Source organism: Curtobacterium sp. 'Ferrero' (assembly GCF_002412165.1).
Classification (GTDB): domain Bacteria; phylum Actinomycetota; class Actinomycetes; order Actinomycetales; family Microbacteriaceae; genus Curtobacterium.
Genome location: NZ_NXIA01000003.1, coordinates 213,836 through 239,670, shown reverse-complemented (window position 1 = coordinate 239,670; position 25,835 = coordinate 213,836). Strand labels below are relative to the sequence as shown.

General features: G+C 70.6%; 27 protein-coding genes and 1 tRNA gene. 7 read left to right on the top strand and 21 right to left on the bottom strand.

Annotated elements, in window-relative coordinates; all coding sequences use genetic code 11:
• Nucleotides 1–59: 59 nt before the first annotated feature.
• Nucleotides 60–149: transfer RNA gene (locus Csp2054_RS05165), tRNA-Ser, on the bottom strand.
• A gap of 144 nt (nucleotides 150–293) precedes the next feature.
• Between Csp2054_RS05165 and Csp2054_RS05160 the strand changes: the two genes are divergently transcribed.
• Both Csp2054_RS05160 and radA read left to right on the top strand, forming a co-directional pair.
• On the top strand, nucleotides 294–1,259 hold the full coding sequence (locus tag Csp2054_RS05160; protein ID WP_176491565.1) for an SGNH/GDSL hydrolase family protein: 966 nt from the start codon (nucleotides 294–296) through the stop codon (nucleotides 1,257–1,259).
• A 10-nt stretch (nucleotides 1,260–1,269) separates the two neighbouring features.
• The gene (radA, locus tag Csp2054_RS05155) at nucleotides 1,270–2,631 is read left to right on the top strand and encodes a DNA repair protein RadA (RefSeq protein ID WP_096898273.1); all 1,362 of its coding nucleotides are present in this window, start codon (nucleotides 1,270–1,272) and stop codon (nucleotides 2,629–2,631) included.
• Nucleotides 2,632–2,686: 55 nt separating this feature from the next.
• On the opposite strand, the gene Csp2054_RS05150 is transcribed toward radA, so the two are convergent.
• The gene (locus Csp2054_RS05150; RefSeq protein WP_096898224.1) at nucleotides 2,687–3,070 is read right to left on the bottom strand and encodes an SseB family protein; all 384 of its coding nucleotides are present in this window, start codon (nucleotides 3,068–3,070) and stop codon (nucleotides 2,687–2,689) included.
• 275 nt (nucleotides 3,071–3,345) lie between these two features.
• On the opposite strand from Csp2054_RS05150, the gene Csp2054_RS05145 reads away from it, so the two are divergent.
• Nucleotides 3,346–3,552, top strand: coding sequence for a cold-shock protein (locus Csp2054_RS05145; protein WP_096898223.1), 207 nt, complete (start codon nucleotides 3,346–3,348; stop codon nucleotides 3,550–3,552).
• Between the two features lie 114 nt (nucleotides 3,553–3,666).
• On the opposite strand, the gene Csp2054_RS18010 is transcribed toward Csp2054_RS05145, so the two are convergent.
• Entirely contained in the window at nucleotides 3,667–4,374 is a 708-nt protein-coding gene (locus Csp2054_RS18010) for a hypothetical protein (protein WP_096898222.1), read from the bottom strand.
• 64 nt (nucleotides 4,375–4,438) lie between these two features.
• Nucleotides 4,439–4,981 (bottom strand): amino-acid N-acetyltransferase, encoded by a 543-nt coding sequence (locus tag Csp2054_RS05135; protein ID WP_176491564.1) that lies wholly within the window; start codon nucleotides 4,979–4,981, stop codon nucleotides 4,439–4,441.
• 190 nt (nucleotides 4,982–5,171) lie between these two features.
• Between Csp2054_RS05135 and Csp2054_RS05130 the strand changes: the two genes are divergently transcribed.
• Nucleotides 5,172–5,624: an SRPBCC family protein gene (locus Csp2054_RS05130; protein WP_096898221.1), complete on the top strand. Its 453-nt coding sequence runs from the start codon at nucleotides 5,172–5,174 to the stop codon at nucleotides 5,622–5,624.
• Nucleotides 5,625–5,912: 288 nt separating this feature from the next.
• Here Csp2054_RS05130 and Csp2054_RS05125 read toward each other — a convergent pair whose 3' ends face one another.
• Nucleotides 5,913–8,411, bottom strand: coding sequence for an ATP-dependent Clp protease ATP-binding subunit (locus Csp2054_RS05125; RefSeq protein WP_096898220.1), 2,499 nt, complete (start codon nucleotides 8,409–8,411; stop codon nucleotides 5,913–5,915).
• 208 nt (nucleotides 8,412–8,619) lie between these two features.
• Nucleotides 8,620–9,111, bottom strand: a complete 492-nt coding sequence (locus Csp2054_RS05120; RefSeq protein WP_096898219.1) for a Clp protease N-terminal domain-containing protein — start codon at nucleotides 9,109–9,111, stop codon at nucleotides 8,620–8,622.
• A 70-nt stretch (nucleotides 9,112–9,181) separates the two neighbouring features.
• Between Csp2054_RS05120 and Csp2054_RS05115 the strand changes: the two genes are divergently transcribed.
• Nucleotides 9,182–10,114, top strand: a complete 933-nt coding sequence (locus Csp2054_RS05115) for an NAD(+)/NADH kinase (protein WP_096898218.1) — start codon at nucleotides 9,182–9,184, stop codon at nucleotides 10,112–10,114.
• Nucleotides 10,115–10,305: 191 nt separating this feature from the next.
• Here the strand turns inward: Csp2054_RS05115 and Csp2054_RS05110 are convergent, their stop codons facing one another.
• The 3 genes from Csp2054_RS05110 to Csp2054_RS05105 form a co-directional block, all read right to left on the bottom strand.
• Nucleotides 10,306–11,376, bottom strand: a complete 1,071-nt coding sequence (locus tag Csp2054_RS05110; protein ID WP_096898217.1) for a sigma-70 family RNA polymerase sigma factor — start codon at nucleotides 11,374–11,376, stop codon at nucleotides 10,306–10,308.
• A gap of 346 nt (nucleotides 11,377–11,722) precedes the next feature.
• Nucleotides 11,723–11,854, bottom strand: a complete 132-nt coding sequence (locus tag Csp2054_RS18480; protein ID WP_255252616.1) for a hypothetical protein — start codon at nucleotides 11,852–11,854, stop codon at nucleotides 11,723–11,725.
• A gap of 204 nt (nucleotides 11,855–12,058) precedes the next feature.
• Nucleotides 12,059–12,262: a hypothetical protein gene (locus Csp2054_RS05105; RefSeq protein ID WP_096898216.1), complete on the bottom strand. Its 204-nt coding sequence runs from the start codon at nucleotides 12,260–12,262 to the stop codon at nucleotides 12,059–12,061.
• A 104-nt stretch (nucleotides 12,263–12,366) separates the two neighbouring features.
• On the opposite strand from Csp2054_RS05105, the gene Csp2054_RS05100 reads away from it, so the two are divergent.
• The gene (locus Csp2054_RS05100; protein ID WP_096898215.1) at nucleotides 12,367–12,723 is read left to right on the top strand and encodes a DUF898 family protein; all 357 of its coding nucleotides are present in this window, start codon (nucleotides 12,367–12,369) and stop codon (nucleotides 12,721–12,723) included.
• Between the two features lie 108 nt (nucleotides 12,724–12,831).
• Here the strand turns inward: Csp2054_RS05100 and fdhA are convergent, their stop codons facing one another.
• From fdhA to tilS, 12 genes are all read right to left on the bottom strand, one after another.
• Nucleotides 12,832–14,052 (bottom strand): formaldehyde dehydrogenase, glutathione-independent, encoded by a 1,221-nt coding sequence (fdhA, locus tag Csp2054_RS05095; protein WP_096898214.1) that lies wholly within the window; start codon nucleotides 14,050–14,052, stop codon nucleotides 12,832–12,834.
• A gap of 149 nt (nucleotides 14,053–14,201) precedes the next feature.
• Complete coding sequence (gene lysS, locus Csp2054_RS05090) at nucleotides 14,202–15,707, bottom strand: lysine--tRNA ligase (RefSeq protein WP_096898213.1); 1,506 nt, start codon at nucleotides 15,705–15,707, stop codon at nucleotides 14,202–14,204.
• A gap of 418 nt (nucleotides 15,708–16,125) precedes the next feature.
• Nucleotides 16,126–16,818: a Rossmann-like and DUF2520 domain-containing protein gene (locus Csp2054_RS05085; RefSeq protein ID WP_255252615.1), complete on the bottom strand. Its 693-nt coding sequence runs from the start codon at nucleotides 16,816–16,818 to the stop codon at nucleotides 16,126–16,128.
• On the bottom strand, nucleotides 16,815–18,578 hold the full coding sequence (locus tag Csp2054_RS05080) for a PH domain-containing protein (protein ID WP_096898212.1): 1,764 nt from the start codon (nucleotides 18,576–18,578) through the stop codon (nucleotides 16,815–16,817). The genes Csp2054_RS05085 and Csp2054_RS05080 overlap by 4 nt, the downstream gene beginning before the upstream one ends.
• 8 nt (nucleotides 18,579–18,586) lie before the next feature.
• Nucleotides 18,587–19,108, bottom strand: coding sequence for a PH domain-containing protein (locus tag Csp2054_RS05075; RefSeq protein ID WP_096898211.1), 522 nt, complete (start codon nucleotides 19,106–19,108; stop codon nucleotides 18,587–18,589).
• Nucleotides 19,109–19,148: 40 nt separating this feature from the next.
• Complete coding sequence (locus tag Csp2054_RS05070) at nucleotides 19,149–19,637, bottom strand: DUF3180 domain-containing protein (protein ID WP_096898210.1); 489 nt, start codon at nucleotides 19,635–19,637, stop codon at nucleotides 19,149–19,151.
• Nucleotides 19,634–20,200: a 2-amino-4-hydroxy-6-hydroxymethyldihydropteridine diphosphokinase gene (folK, locus tag Csp2054_RS05065; protein ID WP_096898209.1), complete on the bottom strand. Its 567-nt coding sequence runs from the start codon at nucleotides 20,198–20,200 to the stop codon at nucleotides 19,634–19,636. The genes Csp2054_RS05070 and folK overlap by 4 nt, the downstream gene beginning before the upstream one ends.
• A complete protein-coding gene (gene folB / locus Csp2054_RS05060) occupies nucleotides 20,197–20,583 on the bottom strand; it encodes a dihydroneopterin aldolase (RefSeq protein ID WP_096898208.1) in 387 nt (128 codons plus the stop codon). The genes folK and folB overlap by 4 nt, the downstream gene beginning before the upstream one ends.
• Complete coding sequence (gene folP, locus Csp2054_RS05055; RefSeq protein ID WP_217990866.1) at nucleotides 20,580–21,578, bottom strand: dihydropteroate synthase; 999 nt, start codon at nucleotides 21,576–21,578, stop codon at nucleotides 20,580–20,582. The genes folB and folP overlap by 4 nt, the downstream gene beginning before the upstream one ends.
• Before the next feature lie 6 nt (nucleotides 21,579–21,584).
• Nucleotides 21,585–23,564 (bottom strand): ATP-dependent zinc metalloprotease FtsH, encoded by a 1,980-nt coding sequence (gene ftsH, locus Csp2054_RS05050; protein ID WP_096898207.1) that lies wholly within the window; start codon nucleotides 23,562–23,564, stop codon nucleotides 21,585–21,587.
• A gap of 135 nt (nucleotides 23,565–23,699) precedes the next feature.
• The gene (hpt, locus tag Csp2054_RS05045; RefSeq protein ID WP_031272831.1) at nucleotides 23,700–24,251 is read right to left on the bottom strand and encodes a hypoxanthine phosphoribosyltransferase; all 552 of its coding nucleotides are present in this window, start codon (nucleotides 24,249–24,251) and stop codon (nucleotides 23,700–23,702) included.
• Between the two features lie 9 nt (nucleotides 24,252–24,260).
• Nucleotides 24,261–25,280, bottom strand: coding sequence for a tRNA lysidine(34) synthetase TilS (gene tilS, locus Csp2054_RS05040; protein WP_096898206.1), 1,020 nt, complete (start codon nucleotides 25,278–25,280; stop codon nucleotides 24,261–24,263).
• 50 nt (nucleotides 25,281–25,330) lie between these two features.
• Between tilS and Csp2054_RS05035 the strand changes: the two genes are divergently transcribed.
• The gene (locus Csp2054_RS05035; RefSeq protein ID WP_096898205.1) at nucleotides 25,331–25,822 is read left to right on the top strand and encodes an inorganic diphosphatase; all 492 of its coding nucleotides are present in this window, start codon (nucleotides 25,331–25,333) and stop codon (nucleotides 25,820–25,822) included.
• The last annotated feature ends 13 nt before the right edge of the window (nucleotides 25,823–25,835 follow it).

The window sequence follows — 25,835 nt, the reverse complement described above, 5'->3', positions numbered from 1 at the left end:
CTTCGCTGGGACTTCACGAGTTCCGTGAATCTTTTCGACGAGATCCGTGAATCGCCCTGTGGCGGTACCGGTGGGATTTGAACCCACGGTGGAGTTGCCCCCACACATGTTTTCGAGACATGCTCCTTAGGCCGCTCGGACACGGTACCGGGAGAGAGTTTACACGACTCCAGCGGCCCGTCGGACCACGCGCCCGTCAGCTCGTCCTCCACAAGTGCCTGCCCGGTCGCACTCGTCCACCACCCAGCCCACTCACCGAGAAGCCCCGAGTCCGCCCGCGTACCGTCCTCGGCATGAAGTCACGCACCATGATTGCCCTGCTGTCGTCGATCCTCGGCGGAGCGACGGTCGTCGGTGCCGGCCTGTTCGGCGCCCGGGCGGGGATCCGCGGGCAACGGGCAGCGTCGCAGCGTGTGGTCGACATGCTCCCCGTGAACGCCCAGTGGTGGCGGGAACGGCTGCAGCACGAGGGCCAGCTGACGTACCTGGCGATCGGCGACTCCGCCGCGCAGGGCGTCGGTGCGACGGCGCCGCACCGCGGGTACGTGGGTCTGCTCGCCCGACGGATCCGGCACCGGTCGCGGATGACGGTCCGCGTGGTGAACCTCAGCGTGTCCGGCGCGACGACGTGGGCGGCCAAGAAGGAGCAGCTGCCGAAGCTCCGCGGCTACTCCCCCGACGTCTGCACGGTGTCGATCGGGGCGAACGACATCGCCGACTTCGACCCGGACGGCTTCGAGCGGAACCTCCGTGCGATCTACGGCGCCGTGCCGTCGCACGCCATCGTGGCCGAGCTGCCGTGCATGTTCGTGCCGGACCGGGAGCGCAAGGTGGCCGTCGCGAACGAGATCGTGCACCGCGTGGCGGATGAGTTCGGGCTCACGGTGGCACCGCTGCACGTCATCACGAAGCGCGTGGGGCTCCGTCGGACGTTCCTCAACAGCTACGGCGACCTGTTCCACCCGAACGACCGCGGCTACGAGATCTGGGCGAGCGCGTTCGAGCCCGCGGTGGACGCCCGCGTCGACACGGTGGCGGCGATCCGGCAGTACCTCTCAGCGCGGGAGGCGGAAGACCTGGGCGCCGGCGCGGCCGCGGTCGCCGCGGCGCGGGCCGAGCACGACGCCGAGGACGCCGGTGCCCTCGACCACGCGGACCGACCCGGGCGGATGGACCGCCTCCGCCACCGCGTGACGGGCTCGATCCCGCTCCCGGACCACGCCGATCACCGCTCCGGCGATGTCGGCGGCCGCGCCTAGCCTGGGCGTCATGGCGCGCGCTCAGTCCCTCTACCGCTGCACCGAGTGCGGCTGGACCAGCATCAAGTGGGTCGGCCGCTGTGGCGAGTGCCAGTCCTGGGGGACGGTCGAGGACACCTCCGCCGCGACGGCCAGCACGCGGGGCACGTCCGCCATCGCGGTGGCGGGCGCGCGGATCGCGCGCCCCATCACGGAGGCCCGTGGCACGTCGGTCCAGCGGTGGCAGACCGGCATCGGCGAGTTCGACCGGGTGCTCGGCGGTGGTGTCGTCCCTGGGGCGGCGGTCCTGTTGTCGGGCGAGCCCGGGGTCGGGAAGTCCACGCTCCTGCTCGAGGTCGCCTCCCGAGCCGCGGCGGCCGGCAAACGCGTCCTGTACGTCAGCGCCGAGGAGTCCGTCGACCAGGTGCGGCTCCGCGCCGAGCGCACAGGAGCGATGCACGACGACCTGTTCCTCGCGAGCGAGGTCGACCTCGGCGTCATCCTCGGGCAGATCGACCAGGTGCAGCCCGACCTCCTGATCGCGGACTCGGTGCAGACGATCTCGTCGGGCTCCGTCGACGGCATCGCGGGCGGCACGTCGCAGGTGCGCGAGGTCGCGTCGACGCTGATCCGGGTCGCCAAGGAACGAGCACTCCCGGTCCTCATCGTCGGCCACGTGACGAAGGACGGCACGATCGCCGGACCCCGACTGCTCGAGCACCTCGTCGACGTCGTGTGCCACTTCGAGGGCGACCGACAGACCGCACTCCGGTTCGTCCGTGCGTTGAAGAACCGCTTCGGCCCGACCGACGAGGTCGGCTGCTTCGACATGGCCGGCGACGGCATCCACGAGGTCCCCGACCCCAGCGGTCTGTTCATGTCCCGGAACGGCACCCCGGTGTCGGGCACGTGCGTCACCGTCGCGCTCGAGGGTCGTCGAGCCCTCCCGGTGGAGGTGCAGGCCCTCGTCGTCCCGAGCTCGGCTCCGCAGCCGCGCCGCGTGGTGAACGGGGTCGACTCGTCGCGCGTCGCGATGTTGCTCGCGGTCCTCGAACGCCGAGCGGGCCTGAAGCTCTCCGACGCCGACGTGTACGTCTCCACGGTCGGGGGCATGAAGCTGACCGAGCCCGGGGCCGACCTCGCGATCGCGCTGGCCCTCGCGAGTGCGGCGCGCGACCGTCCCTACCCGCACACCCTCGCGGCGGTGGGCGAGATCAGTCTGGCCGGCGAGATCCGTCCGGCGACGGGGGCGAAGCAGCGTGCGAACGAGGCCGGTCGTCTCGGCTTCACGACGGTCCTCGGGGCCGACTCCGAGCACCTGCGAGAGGCGCTCCGCGTCGCGTTCTCCCTGACGAAGTCCGTCCGGGAGCGCGAACTCGACCGCGCGTTCTGACGCGGAGGCGACGGGCGTTGCGGAGGCGAGCCGCGCCTCCAGGCCGGGCGATCCGTTACGCGCGGAGCGCGGCGAGCAGGTCCTCGGGCGTCGACTGCATCGTGTGCGGTCCCGCGATGTCGAAGAACACGCCCTCGAGTGATTCGAGGTGCTCGGCGATGAACGCCTCGAGCCGCGGCCCGTCGTAGACCATGACCTGCCGGATCTTCTCGTCCGGGACCATCGCGGTGTACGCGTCGGCCGACGAGAACAGCAGGAGGATGCGCTTGTCCGAGCCCTCGCGCCCGAACACGCGGACCTGCATGTCCTTCTTGCCGGTCACGAGCCGGGGGACGATCACGATGTCGTTGCGCAGCGCGAACGCGACCGCGGCGACGTCCTGCTTCGCGAGGGCTTCCTCGAGCTGTTCGCTCCGGAAGCGCTGTTCCTTGTCTGCCATCACCCCTAGTCCACCAGATTCTTCGGCCCGAATGCGACCCCGGCTCTTCCCTTGACGCCCAGGGACGGTAAGTTGGTCACAACCGCTCCGGCGGGAGTCCATCGTTCTTCCGGTGCACAGCACCACGAGCGCCATCGGTCACTGACCTTCCCAGGTCGCCTGGCCCCGAACCCGTTCCGCCGGTCCATGCCCGCGGGGCGCATCGATCCGACGACGACCGTCGGCGGATCAGCGGCAGAACATGCCGCCTCGCAAGAAAGTAAGGAAACGCCATCATGGCAACTGGGACCGTCAAGTGGTTCAACAACGAAAAGGGCTTCGGCTTCATCGCTCCGGACGACGGCAGCGCTGACGTCTTCGCGCACTTCTCCGCGATCTCGGGCAGCGGCTACAAGTCGCTCGAGGAGAACCAGAAGGTGGAGTTCGAGATCACCGAGGGCCGCAAGGGCCCGCAGGCCGAGAACATCTCGGTCATCGGCTGATCACCGGAACACCCTGAACGGGCTCGTCGTCTCCGGACGGCGGGCCCGTTCTGCTGTCCGCTCCCGGCGCCGCATTCGCGCGACGCGGAGATCGGGACGCCGGCACGCGGCCTGCTACTGCAGGATGAACTGCACCGACTTCGCACTCTGGATGTTCCCCACCGCGACCGACAGGTGGTAGCTCGCTCCCCCAGCGGTGACGGACGCTCGCGCGGAGTCGCACGTCGTGGTCGACGACCGGGTGCGGTCCCACGCGATCGACGGCGTCGTGAGCTTCTGCCCCGCCTTGATCGTGACGTCCTGGTCAGTGCCGTTCGTCTGGCAGTCCTTCGACGACCAGTACTGCTCCTCCCCGGAGCTGATGGTGAGCACCTGCTGCGCCGACCCAAGGTCGATGTGGCACGCGTTCGATCCGGTGTTCGTGATCGACATGGCGATCTTCGGGTCCTCGGTGGGTCCGTAGGAGGTCTTGTCGACGACGGGCGTCAGCTCGATCTGGTCCTTCGCGCACGCTGCGCCGTCGGCAGCGGCGGACGCGGTCGGCGTCGGTGACGACGCGCCCGACGCCGCCCCCGCGCCACCAGACGAAGACCCGGACGACGACGAGCCGGAAGAAGAAGACGAAGAAGACGACGAGGCCGAAGAAGACGACGCCGACGCCGACGGCCCCGCCGCATCGGCCCCGGTCGCCCCGGAGCCCCGTCCAACGACGATCAGCACGACGACGACCACGACGAGCAGCACCGCACCGAGCACGAGCGCACGGCGACGCCAGTAGACACCCGGCTTCTCCGGGCCGACAGGGTGGCGGAACGACGACATGGGCACAGGGTAGGACCCCGGACCCCGCGCGTTCGGATGCCGCGCGACGCGTCAGGGCATCTCGTCAGAGGATCTTCAGCATGCGGGTGTTGCCGAGCGTGTTCGGCTTCACCCGGGCGAGGTCGAGGAACTCCGCGACCCCCTCGTCCGACGAGCGCACGAGCTCGGCGTACACCTCGGGCGAGACGACCTCTTCCCCGATCTCGAGGTACCCGTGCTTCGTGAAGAACTCCACCTCGAACGTCAGGCAGAAGATGCGGGCGACACCGAGCTCGCGGGCGTCGTGCTCGAGCGCCTCGAGCATGCGGTGTCCGACGCGCTTGTGGATCCAGTCGGCGTCGAGGGCGAGGGTGCGGACCTCGGCGATGTCGTCCCAGAACACGGCGAGGGCGCCGCAGCCGATCGGGACGCCGTCGGGCCCCTCCGCGATGCGGAACTGCTGGATCGACCCGTACAGGGCGACGTTCTCCTTGCCGAGCAGGATGCGTCGATCCACGTAGGGGGCGATCAGCCGCTGGATGTGCGGGACGTCGGAGGCGACGGCCGGGCGCACGAGGATCCCGTGCTCGTCGCGTTCGTGGAAGGCGTGCCGACCGTGTGCTGTCATCCGGTTCACTGTAGCGCCGTCCCGGAGCGCGGTTCCCGAACACCGCCCCCGCCACCCGCAGCCCGCTCGGCCGACCCACGCGGTTCCCGGACGCCCACCCAGAGGCACCCGCCTAGCGTCGGCGCCGCACACAGGGCCGACTCGCCACACCAGACGGACGGCCCGGAACCGCACACGACGAAGGAGCAGCATGCCCCAGATCATCGAGACCGTCGACGTCGACGTCCCCGTCCGCCAGGCCTACGACCAGTGGACCCGCTTCGAGGAGTTCCCGGAGTTCCTCGACGAGGTCGTGAAGATCGTCCAGGTCGACGACACCACCACCGACTGGACCGTGGAGGTGGCCGGTCAGGAGCGGGACTTCCGCGCCGTGATCGCCGAGCAGCACCCCGACGAGCGGGTCGCGTGGACGGTGGCAGACGGTGAGACCCAGCACGCCGGCGCCGTCACGTTCCACAAGCTGTCGGACACCCAGACCCGCGTCACGGCGCAGATCGACTGGGAACCGACCGGGTTGCTCGAGAAGCTCGGTTCCGCGGTGGGTGTCGGCGGGCACGCCGTGAAGAAGGACCTGCAGAACTTCAAGGAGCGCGTCGAGAACGCCCCCACCGAGCCGGGGTGGCGCGGCGACGTCCAGGCCTGACCCGGGACACGGAACGACCCGAGACGCAGCACGGAACGAGCAACGGCCCCGGTCCTGAAGGACCGGGGCCGTCGGCGACTCGACGAGTTGGGGGGAACGGTCGAGCCGCTCACATCCGAGGAGCTGGGGGGAACGCCTCGGGTGTGGATCCACCGTACCGCGCGAGCGCGGCACACGTGGCGCGTGATCCGCGCAACGTGACGGGATCCGGACTGCGCCGGACCACCAGACGGACGGGAGGCGCGGTGCCAGCTGGCACCGCGCCTCCAGTCAGAAGGTGGTCGCGTCCTAGGACTCGATCTCGCCGGCCGTCTCGGCAGCGCCGGTGAGGACCTCCTCGCGACCCGGCTGACGCCCGGTCTCGAACTGGAACGCACCGTCGTGGAAGTCGACCTTGACGTGGTCGCCGGCGTTGAGCTCACCCTGCAGGATGTGCTCGGACAGCTGGTCCTCGACCTCGTGCTGCATCGCGCGGCGGAGGGGGCGAGCACCCAGGGCGGGGTCGAACCCGACCTTGATGAGCTGCTCCTTGGCGGCGAGCGTGAGCTCCACCGTCATGTCGCGGTCGAGCAGGCGGTCCGCCAGACGCTTCACGAACAGGTCCACGATCTGCAGCAGCTCGTCCTGCGAGAGCTGCGGGAACACGATCGTGTCGTCGACGCGGTTGAGGAACTCAGGCTTGAAGTGCTTCTTGAGCTCCTCGTTCACCTTCGAGCGCATGCGGTCGTAGCCGACGCCCGAGTCACCCTCGATCTGGAAGCCCACCGGGCCACCGGCGATGCCCTGCGAACCGAGGTTCGTGGTCATGATGATGACGGTGTTCTTAAAGTCGACGACGCGACCCTGACCGTCGGTCAGACGGCCCTCTTCGAGCACCTGCAGCAGCGAGTTGAAGATGTCCGGGTGGGCCTTCTCGATCTCGTCGAAGAGGACCACGGAGAACGGCTTGCGACGCACCTTCTCGGTGAGCTGGCCGCCCTCCTCGAAGCCGACGAACCCGGGAGGGGCACCGAAGAGTCGCGAGACCGTGTGCTTCTCGCCGAACTCCGACATGTCGAGGGAGATCAGCGCGCCCTCGTCGTCGAAGAGGAACTCGGCGAGCGCCTTGGCGAGCTCGGTCTTCCCGACACCGGTGGGGCCGGCGAAGATGAACGAGCCCGAGGGACGGTTCGGGTCCTTCAGACCGGCACGGGTGCGGCGGATCGTCTTCGAGAGGGCCGAGATGGCTTCCTCTTGTCCGATGACGCGCTCGTGCAGGGCCTTCTCCATGAAGACGAGCCGCGAGGTCTCCTCTTCCGTGAGCTTGAACACCGGGATGCCCGTGGCCTGCGCCAGGACCTCGGCGATGATGCCCTCGTCGACGGTGCCGGACGCGGCGACGTCACCCGCACGCCACTGCTTCTCGAGGCGGAGACGCTCGCCGAGGAGCTTCTTCTCCTCGTCGCGCAGGCTCGCGGCCTTCTCGAAGTCCTGCTCCTCGATGGCGGCTTCCTTCGACCCGCGGACCGTCGAGATCTTCTCGTCGAACTCGCGGAGCTCCGGCGGCGCCGACAGGATCGACAGGCGGAGGCGTGCGCCGGCCTCGTCGATCAGGTCGATGGCCTTGTCCGGCAGGAAGCGGTCCTGCACGTAACGGTCGGCGAGGTTCGCCGCGGCGACGATCGCGCCGTCGGTGATGGACACCTTGTGGAACGCCTCGTACTTGTCACGGAGGCCCTTGAGGATGTTGATCGCGTGGGGCAGCGACGGCTCGTTGACCTGCACCGGCTGGAAGCGACGCTCGAGTGCGGCGTCCTTCTCGAAGTGCTTGCGGTACTCGTCGAGCGTGGTGGCACCGATGGTCTGGAGCTCACCACGGGCGAGGAGCGGCTTGAGGATCGACGCGGCGTCGATCGCGCCCTCGGCAGCACCGGCACCGACGAGCGTGTGGATCTCGTCGATGAAGACGATGATGTCGCCGCGGGTGCGGATCTCCTTCGTGACCTTCTTGAGGCGCTCCTCGAAGTCACCGCGGTAGCGGGACCCGGCGATGAGCGACCCGAGGTCGAGCGAGTAGAGCTGCTTGTCCTTCAGCGTCTCCGGGACGTCGCCCTTGACGATCGCCTGGGCGAGGCCCTCGACGACCGCGGTCTTGCCGACGCCCGGCTCACCGATCAGGACGGGGTTGTTCTTGGAGCGACGGGAGAGGATCTGCATGACCCGCTCCATCTCCTTCTCGCGCCCGATGACCGGGTCGAGCTTGGCGTCGCGCGCTGCCTGGGTGAGGTTCCGACCGAACTGGTCGAGGACCTGCGACCCCTGCTGCGCGTTCTGCTGGGTCTCGCCGCCGACGGCGACCGCTTCCTTGCCCTGGTAGCCGGACAGGAGCTGGATGACCTGCTGGCGGACGCGGTTGAGGTCCGCGCCGAGCTTGACGAGCACCTGGGCAGCGACACCCTCGCCCTCGCGGATGAGGCCGAGGAGGATGTGCTCGGTGCCGATGTAGTTGTGGCCGAGCTGCAGCGCCTCGCGCAGGGACAGCTCGAGCACCTTCTTGGCGCGCGGCGTGAACGGGATGTGCCCGGTCGGCTGCTGCTGCCCCTGCCCGATGATGTCCTGGACCTGCTCGCGGACGGCATCGAGCGAGATGCCGAGCGACTCCAGCGCCTTGGCGGCGACGCCCTCGCCCTCGTGGATGAGGCCGAGGAGGATGTGCTCGGTGCCGATGTAGTTGTGGTTGAGCATCTTCGCTTCTTCTTGAGCGAGGACGACAACACGACGGGCTCGGTCGGTGAATCTCTCGAACATGTGCTCTCCCTTGCCGGACCGGATGCTGGCCCGGTGACGTACATCGAGACTAACCAGCGCACCCTCGGTGGTCTGCCCCTGTTCGCCGTGGGCGTGACCCCGGTGCGCTCCTGCGCACCTCCTGTTCACAGAGCGGACGGGAGGCACGTGGCGGCGCCGCCCCGTGCCTCCCGTCCGCCACCCGGTCAACGCCCCGACGCGTCGGCCGTCAGCGGGTCGTGTGACCCGCGCGACGCGCCGTCCGGCGCATCGCGCGGCGGAAACGCCCGCGCTCGACCCGAAGCGCGCCACGGGCGCGGTGCACGGTCGCCGAGTCGCCGTCGAGGGCCGCCAGGAGCACGTGCACGGGGCGGATCCGGTCGAGCGGGCTGGCGAGCACGGTCGCCCGCGCGAGCAGGCTCTCGACCGCGACGGTGCACGTCACGCGGTCGTGTTCGTCCGGGCACTCGTGACGGGAGTCGACGGGCGCCGCGATGCGCTCGCGGATCGCCGAGGGGGCCACACCGAAACGGTCGAGGACGGGCCGGAAGGCGGGCATCCCGTGGCAGAGGACCACCGCAGCGAGCAGGAGGTGTTCGACGTCCACGAACGCGGAACCCGCCTCGTGCGCTTCGAGGTCGGCGAGGAGCACGAGTTCGCGTCCTCGGCGGACGGACGGCAGCGCGACGGACAGGTGGGGCGGCGTGAGGGTGATCGACATGGTGTATGTAGAATATCATAGCGGTCGACGACCTTCCCGGCCCGTCAGGAGCGCCCGGTACGATCCGCACATGGAGCAGCCCGTCGTCGGCCTCGTCGTCCACCCCACCAAGAACGTGCAGGAGTCCGTCGAGACCCTGCGTCGGTGGAACGCCTCCGGCCGCGGCGAACTCATCGCCCGACGGGCCGACGCGCAGCGGCTGGGCGGCACCATCGACGTCGTCGACGAGGACGAGTTCACCGACCGCGTCGACATGGTCGTGGCCCTCGGCGGGGACGGCACGATGCTCGGGGCCATGCGGCTCGTGGCGCGGCGCCCCGTCCCCGTGCTCGGCGTGAACTACGGCAACGTCGGCTTCCTCGTCGAGATCGAGCCGCCGGAGCTCGAGACCGCGCTCGAACGGCTGTCGGCCGGCGAGTACCAGCTCGAGCCGCACCACGCGCTCGAGGCGAAGCTGTCGTGGAGCGGCGCCCGCACCGAGTACCTGGCGTTCAACGACCTCACCGTCGTGCGCCGGCCGGGGGCGGGGCAGGTGTCGGCTGACCTCAGCGTCGGCGGCCTCGGGTACGGGTACTACCGGGCGGACGCCGTCGTCGCCTCGACGCCCGCCGGGTCCACCGCGTACAACTACGCCGCCGGCGGACCGGTGCTCTCCCCTGCCCTGTCCGGCTCCGTCGTGACCCCGGTCGCACCGATGGCGGGGATCGACCGCTCCGTCGTGCTGGCGGCCCGCGAGCGGTACCGGCTCGACATCGCCGAGGGCACCCGGAGCGCGGCGCTCGAGGTCGACGGGCTCGTCGTCGGCGAGGTCGCGACCGGCGCACAGATCGACATCCGCCTGCGGAAGGACGCCGCGAGCGTGGTCCGGCTCGACGCGGCACGGCACGGCAGGACCGGTCGGGTGAAGCTCAGCCTGCTCGACCTGCCGGTACGCCCGGACCAGCTCATCGAGCTCATCCCGCACGATCTCCGGCAGAAGCTCGGGCACGAGCTCGAGGACTGACGGCTCCGGCGGCCCGCCGGTGTCGGCCGCGGGCGGGAACGCGCTCGGCCGCGGTTGGTCACAGGCGGGAACGTGAATGGCCCGCCCGTGCCGGAGCACGAGCGGGCCGTCCCATCACCCCACGGACCGCCTTCCCACGGGCGGCCCGTTCCCCGAGCCGGAGCGGTGCTCCGGCCGAAGTGTCGCTGACCTCAGTCGGTCAGGTACAGCTGCATGTCCTGCGAGACCGCCTTGGCGAACAGGCGCAGCTTCGCACGGGACTCCACCCGGCTGACCGCCTGGCGGGTCGTGTGCACGATCTTCGAGATCTCGTCGAGCGTCATCGGCTTGTCGTCGTCGAGGCCGTAGCGCATGCGGATCACGTTGGCCTCGTCGCTCGGGAGCTCCGCGACGATCGAGCGGATGTCGCGGTGGAGCAGCGTGGTCTCGGTGAGCTCGTTCGGGCTGGCGGCGTCCTCGTCCTCGATGAAGTCGCCGAGCTCGCTGTCGTCCGAGTCGCCGACGACGGTGTGGATCGACACCGGCTCGTGCGAGCGGCCCTTGAGGTCGAGGAGCTCCTCGACGCTCATGCTCAGCTCGGCCGCCACCTCGTCGGGCATCGGCGCGCGGCCGAGGTCCACCGTCAGGTCACGCTCGGTGCGCGAGATCTTGTTGATCAGCTCGACGGTGTGGACCGGGATGCGGATCGTGCGGGCCTTGTCCGCCAGGCCGCGGGAGATGGCCTGACGGATCCACCACGTGGCGTAGGTCGAGAACTTGTAGCCCTGCGTGAAGTCGAACTTCTCCACCGCGCGGACGAGCCCGAGGTTGCCCTCCTGGATGACGTCCATGAACGGCAGGCCGCGCTGCGAGTACCGCTTGGCGATGCTCACCACGAGGCGGAGGTTCGAGGTGATCATGCGCTCCTTCGCGCGCTCACCGTCGCGGACGAGCCAGCGGAGCTCGCGCTGCAGGGTCTTGTCGAGGCCGGACTCGGTGTTGAGCTTCTCCTCCGCGAACAGACCGACCTCGATGCGGCGGGCGATCTGTGCTTCTTCCTCGGCGGTGAGGAGCGAGAGTCGGCCGATGTGGCGGAGGTAGTCGCCGACCTGGTCGACCGATGCGCCGCGGACGCCGGCGAGCTGCTCGTCGGCCTCGACCTCGGTGTCCAGGGTGGTGGTCTCGGCGGAGGCGTCGGCAGCCTTCGCGGCCGCGGCCTTCTTCGTCGTGGAGCGGCGGGTGGTGCCGGTCGTCGTGCTCGGTGCTGCCGTTGCGATCGTCATGTGACTCTCTCCCTGCGTTCGACGGTGATGGGCCTTCAGTGGGGGTGCTGATGAGTAAAGCGGTTGCGAGGCGTACCCCACAAACCGAAGCGATCGATTCCCAGGCGTCTCCGTGATTCAGCACCCGAACCGTCCCCCGAGGGGTACAACCCCGGCTCAGTCTGGCCCGCCGTCCGGCCCGAGATCAAGGGGCTTCCGCCGAGTTTCCGCGGTTGCATCGGACTCTCTTGCGCGGACGCAAGGATGTACCCCGATTCGCTGCGTGAGACGAACACGAAAACGGGGTACGTCGGAGCGGATCAGATCGATCCGGCCGACGTACCCCGAAGCAGGAGGGGGAAGCGGGTCACCAGGAGGGTTCGAGCCACCCCTCGCGCCGCTTGGAGGCCTCGAGGTCGGCGTCGCGGTCGAACTCGTCGTACTCGCTCTCGATGTCGCCGACGAGGCTCCGGGCGCTGCGGACGTGCGTGATGGACATGGGGTCGATCGTCGCCCCATTGGACGACGGGGGCGCGTCGCCCGGGCGACGGTCCTGCGACGGCGGGGTGAACGGACGGTGTCGGGCGCGCGGGTCGCTCGGCGGACGGGCACGGCGCGCGGGTCGCTCGGCGGACGGGCACGGCGCGGGTCCCGTGCCCGTCGTGCGGGGGCGGGTACGGCCGGTGTCGGTGTCGGTGTCGGGCTACTCGGCCGAGGTCGGGGCGGGCGCGGGTCGGCCGTGCTCACGCTCGAAGCGGGCGCGCTCCTCGGCCTCGACCTTGGCGTACACGGCCCGCTCGGTGCGGTCGGCCCGGAGGATCGCACGCATGACGAACCAGAAGATCAGACCGACGACGACGGTCGGCGTCAGGGCGAAGATGATCCCGGTCACGACTCCATGCGGCACGGCGACATCGTACCTCGCCGATCCGGCACAGCAGCTCGGCGCACGAGCGACCGCGACCCTACGACGCGGTTGGAGGGGTCGCCTGCATCCAATATGTTGAGGGCATGACAATCTCTTCCCCCGGCCTGGCTCCTGCAGCCCCCGCTGTCGCCCAGTTCCAGTTCGACGGAGGCGCAGGATCATGGTTCGGCGTCCAGATCGCAGGATTCTTCATCACCGTCTGTACGCTCGGGATCTGCTACCCCTGGGCCATCGTGATGACCTACCGCTGGAAGGCGAAGCACACGTTCCTCAACGGGCAGCGCCTGCAGTTCAACGGCAGCGCCGTCGGGCTGTTCGGGATGTGGATCAAGTGGTTCCTGCTGTGCATCGTCACGCTCGGCATCTACACGTTCTGGGTCTACCCGCGGCTGCAGAAGTGGACGATCGAGCACCAGAGTCTCGCACCCCTCGGCGTCTGATCGACCAACCCACCTGCCGGCCAGGCTGCCTGACCGGCCTTCGGCCGCCGGCCGGTCTCCCGACGGGCGACGCGGACCTTCGTTCGCGTCGCCCGCCGGGCGGCTCGTTCAGGCCGCGGGGATGAGCCCGTTCGGGTTGAGCACGTACTTCGTCGCCGCACCCTTGTCGAACTCCGCGTACCCCCGAGGAGCCTCGTCCAGGCCGATCGGCTTCGCGTTGACGTTCTTCGCGATGCTCGTCCGGTCGTGCAGGATCGCCATCATCAGCTGCCGGTTGTACTTCATGACCGGGCACTGACCGGTGGTGAACGACAGCGACTTCGCCCAGCCGGTGCCGAGACTCAGGGACAGCGCACCCTTCTTGGCGGCCTCGTCGATGCCGCCCGGGTCACCGGTGACGTAGAGCCCGGGGATGCCGAGGGCACCGCCCGCCGCCGTGATGTCCATCAGCGAGTTGAGCACCGTCGCTGGCGCTTCGTGGTCGGACCCGGCTCCGTGGCCCTTCGCCTCGAAGCCGACCGCGTCGATGCCGCAGTCGACGAGCGGCTCGCCGAGGATCTGGTCGATCTGCTCGGCCGGGTCGCCCTTCGTCAGGTCGACCGTCTCGCAGCCGAACGACCGCGCCTGCGCCAGGCGGTCGGCGTTCATGTCGCCGACGATGACGACGCTCGCACCGAGCAGGAGCGCCCCCGTCGCCGCGGCGAGACCGACCGGGCCGGCACCTGCGACGTAGACCGTCGAGCCGACCTCCACACCCGCGGTGACCGCACCGTGGAAGCCCGTCGGGAAGATGTCCGACAACATCGCGAGGTCGAGGATCTTCTCCAGAGCCTGGTCACGATCGGGGAACTTCAGCAGGTTCCAGTCTGCGTACGGCACGAGCACGTACTCGGCCTGTCCACCGACCCAGCCGCCCATGTCGACGTAGCCGTACGCACTGCCGGGCCGGTCCGGGTTCACGTTGAGGCAGATGCCGGTCTTGCGCTCCTTGCAGTTCCGGCAGCGGCCACACGCGATGTTGAACGGCACGGACACCAGGTCACCGACCTTGATGAACTCGACGTCCGGGCCGACCTCGACGACCTCGCCGGTGATCTCGTGCCCGAGCACCAGGTCCGATGGCGCAGTGGTGCGCCCGCGGACCATGTGCTGGTCGCTCCCGCAGATGTTCGTCGCGACGGTGCGCAGGATGGCGCCGTGGTTCACCTTCCGGCCGACGTTCGCCGGGTTGACCCCGGGACCGTCCTTGAGTTCGAAGGTCGGGTAGTCGGTCTCGATGACCTCGACCTTGCCCGGCCCCTTGTACGCGACTGCGCGGTTCTCCGCCATGTGGTCCTCCTCGACCTCTGGCCCACCCCGGGACGCACGGCCGACAAGCGTGATCGACGCCCGCGGTCGTTCCCACGTCGTCGTGGGACGGTCCTGGAACGGGGTGGTGACCGGAGACTACGCCTCCGGTCCGAGGACGGCGGGACCGGCTACTTGACGAGCGGGAACAGGATCGTCTCGCGGATGCCGAGCCCCGTGATCGCCATGAGCAGCCGGTCGATGCCCATGCCCATGCCGCCCGACGGGGGCATCGCGTGCTCGAGCGCCCGCAGGAACTCCTCGTCCACGCGCATCGCCTCCGGGTCACCGCCGGCCGCGAGCTTCGCCTGCTCGACGAACCGCTCCCGCTGCACGACCGGGTCGACGAGCTCCGAGTACGCCGTGGCGAGCTCGAAGCCGCGGACGTAGAGGTCCCACTTCTCGACGATGCCGGGACGGCTGCGGTGCTGACGGGTGAGCGGCGAGGTGTCGACCGGGAAGTTCATGACGAACGTCGGACGGTCGAGCGAGTCGATGACGAAGTGCTCCCACAGCTCCTCGACGTACTTGCCGTGGGTGGCGTGCGCGACCTCGACGCCCTCGGCCTCGGCGAGCGCCTGCAGCTCGGACAGCGGCGTCTCCGGGGTGATCTCCCGCCCGGCGGCCTCGGAGAGCGAGCCGTACATGTCGATGCGCGGCCACTCGCCACCGAGGTCGTACGTGGAACCGTCGGCCCACGTCACCTCGAGCGAACCGCCGGTCACGGCGCGTGCGGCGTTCTGCACGAGCTCCTGCGTGAGGTCGGCCATCTGCTCGTAGTCGCCGTACGCCTGGTACGCCTCGAGCATCGCGAACTCGGGCGAGTGCGTCGAGTCGGCGCCCTCGTTCCGGAAGTTGCGGTTGACCTCGAACACCCGGTCGATGCCGCCGACGACGGCGCGCTTCAGGAAGAGCTCGGGCGCGATGCGGAGGTACAGCTCGGTGTCGAACGCGTTCGAGTGTGTGATGAACGGCCGGGCCGACGCGCCGCCGTGCTGGGTCTGCAGCATCGGCGTCTCGACCTCGAGGTACTCGTGCGACGCGAAGGTCTGCCGGAGCGAGGCCATCACGGCGGCACGGGCCCGGACGGTCTTCCGCGCGTCCTCCCGCACGATCAGGTCGAGGTACCGCTGACGGACCCGGGTCTCCTCGTTGAGCTCGTTGTGCAGGTTCGGCAGGGGCAGGATGGCCTTCGCCGCGATCTGCCAGTCGTCGACCATGATCGACAGCTCGCCACGGCGGGACGAGATGACGCGGCCGTGCACGAAGACGTGGTCGCCGAGGTCGACGAACTCCTTCCAGCGCGCGAGCGACTCCTCGCCCACCTCGGCGAGGGAGACCATCGCCTGGACGCGCGAACCGTCGCCGGACTGCAGTGACGCGAAGCAGAGCTTGCCCGTGTTGCGGCTGAACACGATCCGCCCGGCGAGCCCCACGACGTCCTGGGTCTCCTCACCCGTCTCGAGCGACGCGTACCGGGCGCGGACCTCAGGGATCGTCGTCGTGATCGGCAGGCCCGCAGGGTAGGCCTCGATGCCCGCATCGAGCAGCTTCGCGCGCTTGTCGAGCCGGACCTGTCGCTGCTCGCTGGTCTCCTCGGCGGACAGGGCGTCTGCGGCGGCGGTCTCTTCGCTCATTGCTGGTGCGGCTCCGATGGGTCGTGGGGGTCGGGGAAATCGTACCGGGCGGTGCTCGTGACGAGCGACGGCAGCTGTCGGCGCGCGGGGGGGTCGATCGTGCCCGTTCATCGCTCCGACTCATCGCAGCCGCAGTAGGAGGCCGGATCGCTCGTGGGAGGCCGGGAGGAACGACTCACCACGAGCGAATCGGCCCACCACGAGCGAAACGACCAACTACGGGCGCTTCGGTCCACGACGAGCGAATCGACCCATCGCAGCTGCAGTAGGAAGCCGGATCGCTCGTGGGAAGCCGGGAGGAACGACTCACCACGAGCGAAACGGCCAACCACGAGCGGAACGGCACGCAGGGCACGGCAGCACGCGGCACGGCAGCACTTCGGCACGCGGGCGCCCGGGTACCGCGAGCGCCCTCCGCTCAGAGCCGGGCCTGGCCGTCGGCCGCGGCGAGCGCGTTGTCGACCGCGGACCGGACGAGGGCGCCGAGTACGCGCCCGGGGTGTTCGACCCCGATGCCGTCGAGCGTGCCCGCGGACTGCTCGACGATCGCGGTGGAGAAGCTCGCCGCTGCCCGGACGGCGTCGGCGTAGGCGGGACGGTCCTGCTCGCTGACGACGAACGGCTCCGCCCCCATCTCGACCACGAGCGCCTGCGCGATCGGCAGCACCGGCGCGGGGGCGGTCACCGCGCAGTAGGCGTCGCGCAGCCGGACGAGGTCGACGCTCGTGCCGGTGAAGACCATCGCGGGGTGGATCGCGAGCGGGATCGCGCCGGCGGCGAGGGCGGGGCGCAGCACGTCGGTGCCGTGGTCGGGGCTGGTGTGCACGACGAGCTGCCCGGGCTGCCAGATGCCGGCGTCCGCGAGGCCCTGCACGAGTCCGGCGAGCTGGTCGTCCGGCACGGCGAGCAGGACGAGTTCGCTCCGCTCGACCAGGTCCGGCGTCGCGAGCACGGGGATGCCGGGCAGCATCGCCTCGGCGCGGTCGCGTCCCGCGTCGGACACCGCGGTGACACCGACGACGGCGTGCTCGGCGTTCGCGAGGGCGGCGCCGAGCACCGGTCCGACCCGTCCGGCGCCGACGATGCCGACGCCGAGTCGTCCGGCCCTCACCGCGCGGCTCCGGGGGTGGGGACGCCGGTCCAGCCGGGAGGCCCGTCCTGCGTCCGCCAGGCCGGTCCCGTCGACGACGGGGCGGGCGGCGCGCCGGGGGCGACCGCCTGTGCGTCCGCGGCGTTCGGGGCGGACGCGGGCCGTGCCTCCCGTTCGCGCCACCGGTGGGACGTGTCGGCGGCCGCTGCCGCGATCGCCCGTTCCGCGGCCTCGGACCAGAGCCGCTGTGCATCGGCAGCGTCGAGCGCACCGAGCCGGGCGGAGACCGGACCGTGGACCGTGTGGACGTGCACCGAGGCGAGTCGCAGCAGCCGCTCGACGGGGCCCTGTTCAACGGCGACGCTCTGCACCCGCGGGAGCGGCACGACGACCAGGGAGCGCCAGACGGCACCGAGCCGGAGGAGCACCGCTCCCGGCACGAAGCGGTAGCCGTTGCGGCGGAACGACAGCGGACGCAGCCACGCGCCCCGCCTCGGGGAGTGCACGAAGCCGCCGCGGTCGCCGCTCGTGGTGAGGCTGTCGTCGACCACGCTGACGGCCTCGGCCGATCCGGCGCGGAGCTGGTCGCGGGTGGCCGCGGGTCCGGCGACGGCGGTGCCGACCAGACCGGGGAGGATGATGTCGAGCACCTCGCGGACGTCCTCGGCACGACCGACGGGCAGCACGATGGACGACACCTGCTGGTTGTTCGTCTGCCCGTTGCCGGCGTGCGTGGCCCGGTTGATGCGGACGTCCCACCAGCCGAACGGCCGCCAGAGCAGGGGCTGGGCGACGCTCACGGCGTGGATTCGGCCGGGCGGCAGGGTCTCGCTCGTGGTGGACACCAGGCCGAACCCGATCCGGATGCCGTCGCGCGTCTCGGCGATCGTGTACTGCAGCGACCGCGAGAACTTCCGGACGTAGTAGCCGCCGGCGCCGATGACCGCGGGGAAGACGCCGAACAGGATGCCGTACTCACCGGTGAGGGCGACGCTGACGACCATCGCGGCCACGGCCAGGAGGATGAACACCGTCGTGCCGGAGAGGAGCATCGAGGCGACCAGCCGGCCGGGGTGCACGCGCACGATGCGGGTCGGCCGCTCGGCCTCGGTGTCGAGCTCGGGCGAGAAGACCTCGTCGAACCGGTCCTGCAGCACGCCCTGCGACGCGCGACCGCCGGTGGGCCGGTCGTCCTCCTTCGCCCCGGACGCGAGCACGAGGATCCGGCGCCGGAGGTCCTCCGCGGGCTTCGACCCGAGGTACGCGAGCTGCACGTTGGCGTCGTTGCCGGCCTGCGCGATCTCGAGCTTCGCGGTGCCGAGGAGTCGCGGCAGGATCGGCCGGGACACGTTGATGCCCTGGATGCGGTCGAGCCGCGCCTTGCGGTGGTTCCGGAAGACAACGCCGGAGCGGACCTCGACGATCTCGCCCGTCACCCGGAACTCGTGCATGCGCCAGGACAGGTAGAACAGGCCGATCAGCACGAGCAGGAGCACCGCGATCCCGAGCAGCACCCAGCCGACGACGTGGTGCTCGACCACGTAGCGGACCGGGTCGCCCTCGTCGGGCGGTCCGCCGCCGGGGATGAAGAACCCGACGAGCTGGTCCCGCAGGCTGTTGAGCACGTACCCGAGCACCACGATGAGGACGATGCCACCGCGGAGCAGGGGTGTGAGCGGGTGCAGCCGGTGCCACTCGCCGTCGGTGAGCGGTGCCGCGGCGGCGGCGTTGCCCGCGGATCCGGGCGGGGGCGGCGGGGGTGTGCCGGGTCGGAACGTCACGGCGGCCCCTAGAGTCCGGCCCGACGGGACTCGGCGAGGTCGACGAGCCGGTCGCGCAGCTCGTCGGCGTCGGCGGCCGGGATGCCCGGGATCCGCACGTTCGAGGCTGCCGCTGCCGTGACGAACTTCAGCTCGCTCATCCCGAGGGCACGGTCGAGGGGACCGCGCGCGACGTCGACGAGCTGCATCCGCCCGTACGGCACGGCCGTGAAGCGCTGCCACATCAGGCCGCGACGGAACACGAGGTCGTCGTCACGGAGGGCGTAGCCGATCGACCGCACCCGTCGCGGTGTCAGCAGGGCGGTGACGAGCGCGATGATCCCGACCGCGATGCCGATGAGGGTCCACACGGTGCCGGCCGGCCGGGTGAAGCCACCCGTGACGACACCGATCACGACGACCCCGGCGGTGACCGCGGCGCCGATGAGCACGGTGGTCACGAGCTCGGTCCACACCAGCTTCGGGGACACCCGGGTCCAGGTGGTGCCGCTCAGTCCGAGACCCTGCTCGTCGAGGCGTTCTCTCGGCATCGCGGCCCTCCTGCGGTGGATCGGTCGGACCGGCGTCCGGTCAGTACGTCGCTGCCGAACCGCCCGGGTGGTCGTCCTCGTCGTCGTCGCTCGGAGGAGCGACGCACATCCGCTCGGCGACGAGGGCGCACACCGTCAGGACGACCGCTCCCGCGAGCGCCACGGCGTTCGGCACGGTCGAGCCTAGCGAAGGCGTCGCGGAACGGCTCAGCAGGTAGACGAGCAGGCCGATCGCGAACCCGCCGAACAGGGCACCGCCGATGCTCGAGGCCTTCGCGAGGACGACCACCCGGGTCGCGTACATCGGGTCGACCGGGCGCGCCCGTCCGGCGCCGTCACGTGCGTGTCGGCGGACCGGCCGGGCCATCAGGACGACGGCGATCCCGATGAACGCCAGGGTGAGTCCCAGCGGCACCGAGAGCAGCAGGGTCGGGGCGCTGCGGGATGCGAGGACGGCGTCGACGGCGAACCCGGCGACCGCGGTCACCAGGGCGACGCTCACCAGGACGGAGGCTCGGGTCGGCTTCACGCGTCGGCCTCCGGCCCCGTGGTCGGGTCGCCGGGCGCGCCGGTTCGCTCCGGGGGCGCGTCGAACAGCCGCGGCTCGTCGACGCGCTCGGTGTCGTCGCCCACCCGGTCGAGGAGCTCCGCCACCGGTCCGATGCCCGGCAGCACGGCCTCCGGGTCGGCGTCGAGCCACGGGGCGAGCACGAACGCGCGCTCCCCCGCGCGCGGGTGCGGCACCGTGAGGGTCGCCGTGTCGATGCGCCGGTCGTCGATGGCCACCACGTCGAGGTCGAGTGTGCGGTCGCCCCACCTGACCTCGCGCGTGCGGCCGTGGGCGTCCTCGATGCCGTGCAGGGCGTCGAGGAGCGCGTCCGGCTCGAGGTCGGTGTCCACGACCACCACGGCGTTCCGGTACCGGGGCTTCGTCTCGTCGCGACCGCTCAGGGTCACCGCGACCGACTCGACCTCGCGGCTCGATGCCACCGGCTGCACGCCGGGCAGCGCCGCGATCGCCGAGGCCGCCGCCCGCAGGGTGCTGCCGCGGTCGCCGAGGTTCGCCCCGAGCGCGATGACCGCCCGGCTCACTCTTCTTCCTCGGTCGCCACCGCACCACGCGTGCGGCGGATCGTGATCGACACGTCGGTGAACGGCACCGTGATCGGGGCCTGGGGCTTGTGGACGGTCACCTCGGTGGCGAGGGCCGCGCGGTGGGTGAGCACGGCGGCGGCGATCCGCTCCGCCAGGGTCTCGATGAGGTCGACGGGGTCGCGCTCGATCTCGGCGACGACCTGCTCGGCGAGCACCCCGTAGTGCACGGTGTCGTCGAGGTCGTCGGACCCGGACGAGATGCGGGCGTCCACCTCGACGGCGACGTCCACCACGAAGTCCTGGCCGTCCGCACGCTCGTGGTCGAAGACCCCGTGGTTGCCGCGGGCGCGGACCCCCGTCAGTCGGATGGTGTCGTTCACGATCGTGCTGCCCTCCAGGCATCCCAGACGTCGAGCACCGCGCGGGTCGGCGCGGGGTCGTGCACACGCACACCCCACGCGCCGCGTTCGGCGGCGAGCAGGCTGATGGCGGCGGTGGCGAGGTCGCGGTCCTTCGGCGGAGCACCGGCGGCGCTGCCGACCCCGTCGAGGAACCGCTTGCGGGACGCGGCGACGAGCACCGGCAACCCGATCGAGGCGAAGCGCTCGTAGCCGGCGAGGATCTCCCAGTTCTGGGCGCCCTGCTTGGCGAACCCGAGCCCGGGGTCGATGACGAGCTGGTCCTCCTGCACGCCGAGGACGATCAGCTCGGCGACGCGGAGCTCGACCTCGCGCCGGACCTCCTCGACGGCGTGCGCGTACTCGGCGTTGCGGTACATCCGGTCGCTGTGCCCGCGCCAGTGCATCACGACGAAGCCGGCACCGGAGTCCCGCACCACCCGGGTCATGTCCTCGTCGGCCAGACCACCGGACACGTCGTTGATGATCGCGGCGCCGAGCTCCACCGCACGCTCGGCGGTGGCGGCGTTCATGGTGTCGACGCTGACCGCGGTCCCCTCGGCCACGAGCTGCTCGACGACCGGCAGCACGCGCCGCTGCTCGACCTCGACGGGCACGCGGTCGGCGCCCGGACGGGTGGACTCGCCGCCGACGTCCACCAGGTCGGCTCCGGCGGCGACGAGCTCCCGGGCGTGCGCGATCGCCGCGTCGTACGCCTCGTGCAGGCCGCCGTCGCTGAACGAGTCGGGCGTGACGTTGAGGATGCCCATCACGCGTGTCCGGTCGGGCGTCGGCCGCTCCGGAGCAGCAGGACCGCGTCGACGCCCGGTCACGATCTCCGGGACCGGGGCGGGTGCCCGGAGGTCGATCGCGACTGTCGGCGGCTCGGCCGCGGCAGCGCGCGCCGCGTGTTCCGCGGCGCGCGCACGGTCCGCCTCGGCGAGGCGACGCGAGCGTCTCGTCGGCAGGTCGGTCATGCCGGCCTACGCGGGGGCGATACCGGGGTTGCCGAACGGGCGACGACGCGGCTTCGACGACGACTCGGTGTCCGTCGGCTCGGCGGCGGTCGACGCGGCCTTGCCCGGGAACTCGATCGCCGGCAGGTTCGAGACCGGCCGCTTGTCGCTCGAGAGCCACTGCGGGCGCTCCGGCAGCTTGCGGACGTCCTTGAAGATCTCGACGAGCTCCGGCGCGTCGAGGGTCTCCTTCTCGAGGAGCTCGCCGGCCAGGCGGTCGAGGATGTCGCGGTTGTCGTTGAGCACCTGGTACGCCTCGTCGTGCGCGGCCTCGAGCAGCGCACGGGTCTCGGCGTCGACCGTCTCGGCGATGTTCTCCGAGTAGTCGCGACCGCTGCTGCCGCCCATCTCACGGCCGACGAACGGCTCGCTCGATCCCGACCCGAGCTTGACGGACCCGACGGCACGGCTCATGCCGTACTCGGTGACCATCTTGCGGGCGGTGGACGTCGCCTTCTCGATGTCGTTCGAGGCACCGGTGGTCGGGTCGTGGAAGACGATCTCCTCCGCGACGCGGCCGCCCATGGCGTAGGTGAGCTGGTCGAGCAGCTCGTTGCGGGTGACGGAGTACTTGTCCTCGAGCGGGAGCACCATCGTGTAGCCGAGGGCCCGACCGCGCGGCAGGATCGTGATCTTCGTCACCGGGTCGGTGTGCCGCATCGCGGCGGCGGCGAGGGCGTGTCCACCCTCGTGGTACGCCGTGATGAGCTTCTCCTGGTCGGACATGATGCGCGTCCGACGCTGCGGCCCGGCCATGACGCGGTCGACGGCCTCGTCGAGCGCCCGGTTGTCGATGAGCTGCGCGTTCGACCGGGCGGTCAAGAGCGCGGCCTCGTTGAGCACGTTCGCCAGGTCGGCGCCGGTGAAGCCCGGGGTCTTGCGGGCGAGGAGCTCGAGGTCGACGCTCGCGGCGAGCGGCTTGCCCTTCGCGTGCACCTCGAGGATCTGCTTGCGTCCGTCGAGCGACGGGGCGTCGACACCGATCTGGCGGTCGAAGCGGCCCGGGCGCAGGAGCGCCGGGTCGAGGACGTCGGGGCGGTTCGTCGCGGCGATGAGGATGACGTTCGTCTTGCCGTCGAATCCGTCCATCTCGACGAGGAGCTGGTTGAGCGTCTGCTCGCGCTCGTCGTTGCCGCCGCCGATGCCGGCGCCGCGGTGGCGGCCGACCGCGTCGATCTCGTCGATGAAGACGATCGCCGGGGCGTTCTGCTTCGCCTGGTCGAAGAGGTCACGGACGCGGCTGGCACCGACACCGACGAACATCTCGACGAAGTCCGAACCGGAGATCGAGTAGAACGGCACGCCGGCCTCGCCCGCGACGGCACGCGCGAGCAGGGTCTTGCCGGTGCCGGGAGGGCCGTACAGCAGCACGCCCTTCGGGATCTTCGCGCCGACGGCCTGGAACTTCGCGGGCTCCTGCAGGAACTCCTTGATCTCCTGGAGCTCCTCGATCGCCTCGTCCGAGCCGGCCACGTCGGAGAAGGAGACCTGCGGGTTCTCCTTGTTGTTCATCTTCGCGCGGGACTTGCCGAACTGCATGACCTTCGAGCCACCGCCCTGGGCGCTCGAGAGCAGGAACCAGAACAGGGCGCCGATGATCAGGAACGGCAGGATGATCCCGAGGAGCGACAGGAACCAGTTCGACTGCTGGACGGTGTCGTTGTAGGGCACGCCGGCGTCCGAGACGGCCTTGACGACCTCTTCACCACGCGGCGTCGCGTAGTAGAACTGCTCGGTCGCGCCGTCCTTGGTCTTGAGGTCGACCCGCTGCTCGGTCGAGTTGATCACGACGGAGGAGACCTTGCCGTCGGACAGCTGCTGCAGCCCCTTCTGGGTGTCGATCTGCTGGGTGCCGGACTGGCTGATGACCGCCCATCCGATCCAGATCCCCACGAGCGCGATCAGGATGTAGATGTACGGCCCGCGGAGGATGCGCTTGAAGTCCATGTGATCCGGGCAGGACGCCCGACACCTTTCTCTGCCGAAGTTGCGTGCAGGTCAGCATACGGCTGCGATTCTGTGGCGAGAATGGGTGTCCTCTGCGGGCGAACTCCACGCCCCACCAGGGTCGCCCGAGCGTCGTCAGCTGTAGACGTGCGGCGCGAGCACGCCGATGCCCCGCAGGTTGCGGTAGCGCTCGTCGAAGTCGAGGCCGTAGCCCACCACGAAGGCGTCGGGGATCTCGAAGCCGGCGTACTTCACGTCCACCTCGACCTTGGCCGCCTCGGGCTTGCGGAGCAGCGCGACGATCTCGACGCTCGCGGCCCCACGCGACTCGAGGTTCTGCTTGAGCCACGAGAGCGTCAGTCCAGAGTCGATGATGTCCTCGACGATGATGACGTCCCGGCCGTGCAGGTCGGTGTCGAGGTCCTTGAGGATGCGGACGACACCGGACGACTTCGTGCCGGAGCCGTACGACGACACCGCCATCCAGTCCATCCGCGCCTGCATCTTGAGGTGGCGCGAGAAGTCGGCCATCACCATGACGGCGCCCTTGAGCACGCCGACGAGCAGGGGGTCCTTGCCCGCGTAGTCACGGTCGACCACCGCGGCGAGCTCGGCGAGCTTCTCGTCGATCTGCTCGGGGGTGAAGAGCACTTCGGACAGGTCTGCCTGGACGTCGGAGAGTTCCACCACCCCAGCCTAACCGGCGGTGAACGCCAGGCGGTCGCCCGATCGCGACGCCCGGACGCCGGGCAGGTCGATCGGCCCCTGCCCGTGCCAGTCGGTGACGAGCCGGCACACCTCGAGCGTCTGCGTGCGCGAGAGCGTCACCCCGAACTCGCTCTCGACGGCGAGCCGGACGAGTCGCTGCCGCAGGGCCGGCGGGTTCGCGGCGAGCTCCCGGGCCGACAGGGAGATGCCCGCCTCGGAGTGCTCGGCGAGGTCCTCGGCCATCTCCTCGGCGAAGTGGTCGAGCGCGGCGGAGTCCTCGCGGAGCTGCTCGGCGGTGCGGGCGAGCGCCTCGGGCACCCCGGCGCCGAGCTCGCGTTCGAGGGCTGGCATCAGGGCGTTCCGGACCCGCACCCGGCCGTACGCGGGGTCGTCGTTCTGCGGGTCGTCCCACGGCACGAGTCCGGCGGCGACGCACGCGCCGCGCGTGGTGTGTCGCCGGACGCCGAGCAGGGGGCGCCCGTAGGCCGGGCCGACGGCCCGCCGCGCGAGCGGCGGCATCCCCGACAGTGCGTCCGGCCCACTGCCGCGGAGCAGCCCGAGCAGGACGGTCTCGGCCTGGTCGTCGAGGGTGTGCCCGAACAGCACCAGGGGCGACCCGACGTCGGACGCGACCTCCGCGATCGAGGCGTGTCGCGCCTCCCGGGCGGCCCCTTCGGGACCACCCGCCGGACCGACGGTCACCCGGCGGACGGTCACCGGGTCGAGACCCAGCGACGCTGCCTGCCGGGAGGCACGGATCGCCACGTCCGCGGAGCCCGCCTGGAGCGCGTGGTCGACCACCACCGCGCCGGCGCGCAGCGCCTGCTTCGGCGCCTCGAACGCGGTCGCGGCCGCCAGCGCCAGCGAGTCCGCACCGCCGCTCAACGCGACGAGCACCAGGTCGCCGTCCGCGACGACCCCCTCGGCGCGTGCGGTGTCGAGGAGGGTCCGCACCGCGCGGCGGGTCTCGGCGGTGGCGGGGTCCAACCGGGGACGCGGGGAGTTCACCCGGTAACGTTAGCCGCGCTCACCGAACCACCGACAGACCAGGAGTGCACATGGCCGCGTACGACGTCGTCATCGAGATCCCCAAGGGCAGCCGCAACAAGTACGAGGTCGACCACGAGACCGGTCGCGTCTACCTCGACCGCGTGCTCTTCACGTCGTTCGTCTACCCGACCGACTACGGCTTCTTCGAGAACACCCTCGCGGACGACGGCGACCCCGTGGACGCGCTCGTGCTCCTCGAGTACCCGGCGTTCCCCGGCGTCGGTGTCAAGGTCCGCCCGGTCGGCGTGTTCAAGATGAGCGACGAGGCCGGCAACGACGCGAAGGTCCTCGTCGTCCCCGCGAAGGACCCGCGCTGGCAGCACATCCAGGACATCTCGGACGTCGACGAGCAGACGAAGGCCGAGATCGCCCACTTCTTCGAGCGCTACAAGGACCTCGAGCCGGGCAAGTTCGTCAAGGCCGAGGGCTGGGGCGACGCCGCCGAGGCCGAGGAGATCGTGCAGGCCGGCCAGAAGGCGTACGTGCCCGCCGGTCACTGACCGCGCCACCCGC

Excerpts from the sequence above, each read along its gene's own strand:
- folP (WP_217990866.1), bottom strand. The coding sequence starts at position 21,578 with ATGACCGACCTGCCGACGAGACGCTCGCGTCGCCTCGCCGAGGCGGAC.
- Csp2054_RS18010 (WP_096898222.1), bottom strand. The coding sequence starts at position 4,374 with ATGTCGTCGTTCCGCCACCCTGTCGGCCCGGAGAAGCCGGGTGTCTAC.
- lysS (WP_096898213.1), bottom strand. The coding sequence starts at position 15,707 with ATGAGCGAAGAGACCGCCGCCGCAGACGCCCTGTCCGCCGAGGAGACC.
- Csp2054_RS05160 (WP_176491565.1), top strand. The coding sequence starts at position 294 with ATGAAGTCACGCACCATGATTGCCCTGCTGTCGTCGATCCTCGGCGGA.
- Csp2054_RS05075 (WP_096898211.1), bottom strand. The coding sequence starts at position 19,108 with ATGCCGAGAGAACGCCTCGACGAGCAGGGTCTCGGACTGAGCGGCACC.
- Csp2054_RS05120 (WP_096898219.1), bottom strand. The coding sequence starts at position 9,111 with ATGTCGATCACCCTCACGCCGCCCCACCTGTCCGTCGCGCTGCCGTCC.
- Csp2054_RS05130 (WP_096898221.1), top strand. The coding sequence starts at position 5,172 with ATGCCCCAGATCATCGAGACCGTCGACGTCGACGTCCCCGTCCGCCAG.
- Csp2054_RS05135 (WP_176491564.1), bottom strand. The coding sequence starts at position 4,981 with ATGACAGCACACGGTCGGCACGCCTTCCACGAACGCGACGAGCACGGG.
- ftsH (WP_096898207.1), bottom strand. The coding sequence starts at position 23,564 with ATGGACTTCAAGCGCATCCTCCGCGGGCCGTACATCTACATCCTGATC.
- Csp2054_RS05115 (WP_096898218.1), top strand. The coding sequence starts at position 9,182 with ATGGAGCAGCCCGTCGTCGGCCTCGTCGTCCACCCCACCAAGAACGTG.
- Csp2054_RS05150 (WP_096898224.1), bottom strand. The coding sequence starts at position 3,070 with ATGGCAGACAAGGAACAGCGCTTCCGGAGCGAACAGCTCGAGGAAGCC.
- Csp2054_RS05145 (WP_096898223.1), top strand. The coding sequence starts at position 3,346 with ATGGCAACTGGGACCGTCAAGTGGTTCAACAACGAAAAGGGCTTCGGC.
- Csp2054_RS05035 (WP_096898205.1), top strand. The coding sequence starts at position 25,331 with ATGGCCGCGTACGACGTCGTCATCGAGATCCCCAAGGGCAGCCGCAAC.
- Csp2054_RS05125 (WP_096898220.1), bottom strand. The coding sequence starts at position 8,411 with ATGTTCGAGAGATTCACCGACCGAGCCCGTCGTGTTGTCGTCCTCGCT.
- fdhA (WP_096898214.1), bottom strand. The coding sequence starts at position 14,052 with ATGGCGGAGAACCGCGCAGTCGCGTACAAGGGGCCGGGCAAGGTCGAG.
- radA (WP_096898273.1), top strand. The coding sequence starts at position 1,270 with ATGGCGCGCGCTCAGTCCCTCTACCGCTGCACCGAGTGCGGCTGGACC.
- Csp2054_RS18480 (WP_255252616.1), bottom strand. The coding sequence starts at position 11,854 with ATGTCCATCACGCACGTCCGCAGCGCCCGGAGCCTCGTCGGCGACATC.
- Csp2054_RS05110 (WP_096898217.1), bottom strand. The coding sequence starts at position 11,376 with ATGACGATCGCAACGGCAGCACCGAGCACGACGACCGGCACCACCCGC.
- Csp2054_RS05100 (WP_096898215.1), top strand. The coding sequence starts at position 12,367 with ATGACAATCTCTTCCCCCGGCCTGGCTCCTGCAGCCCCCGCTGTCGCC.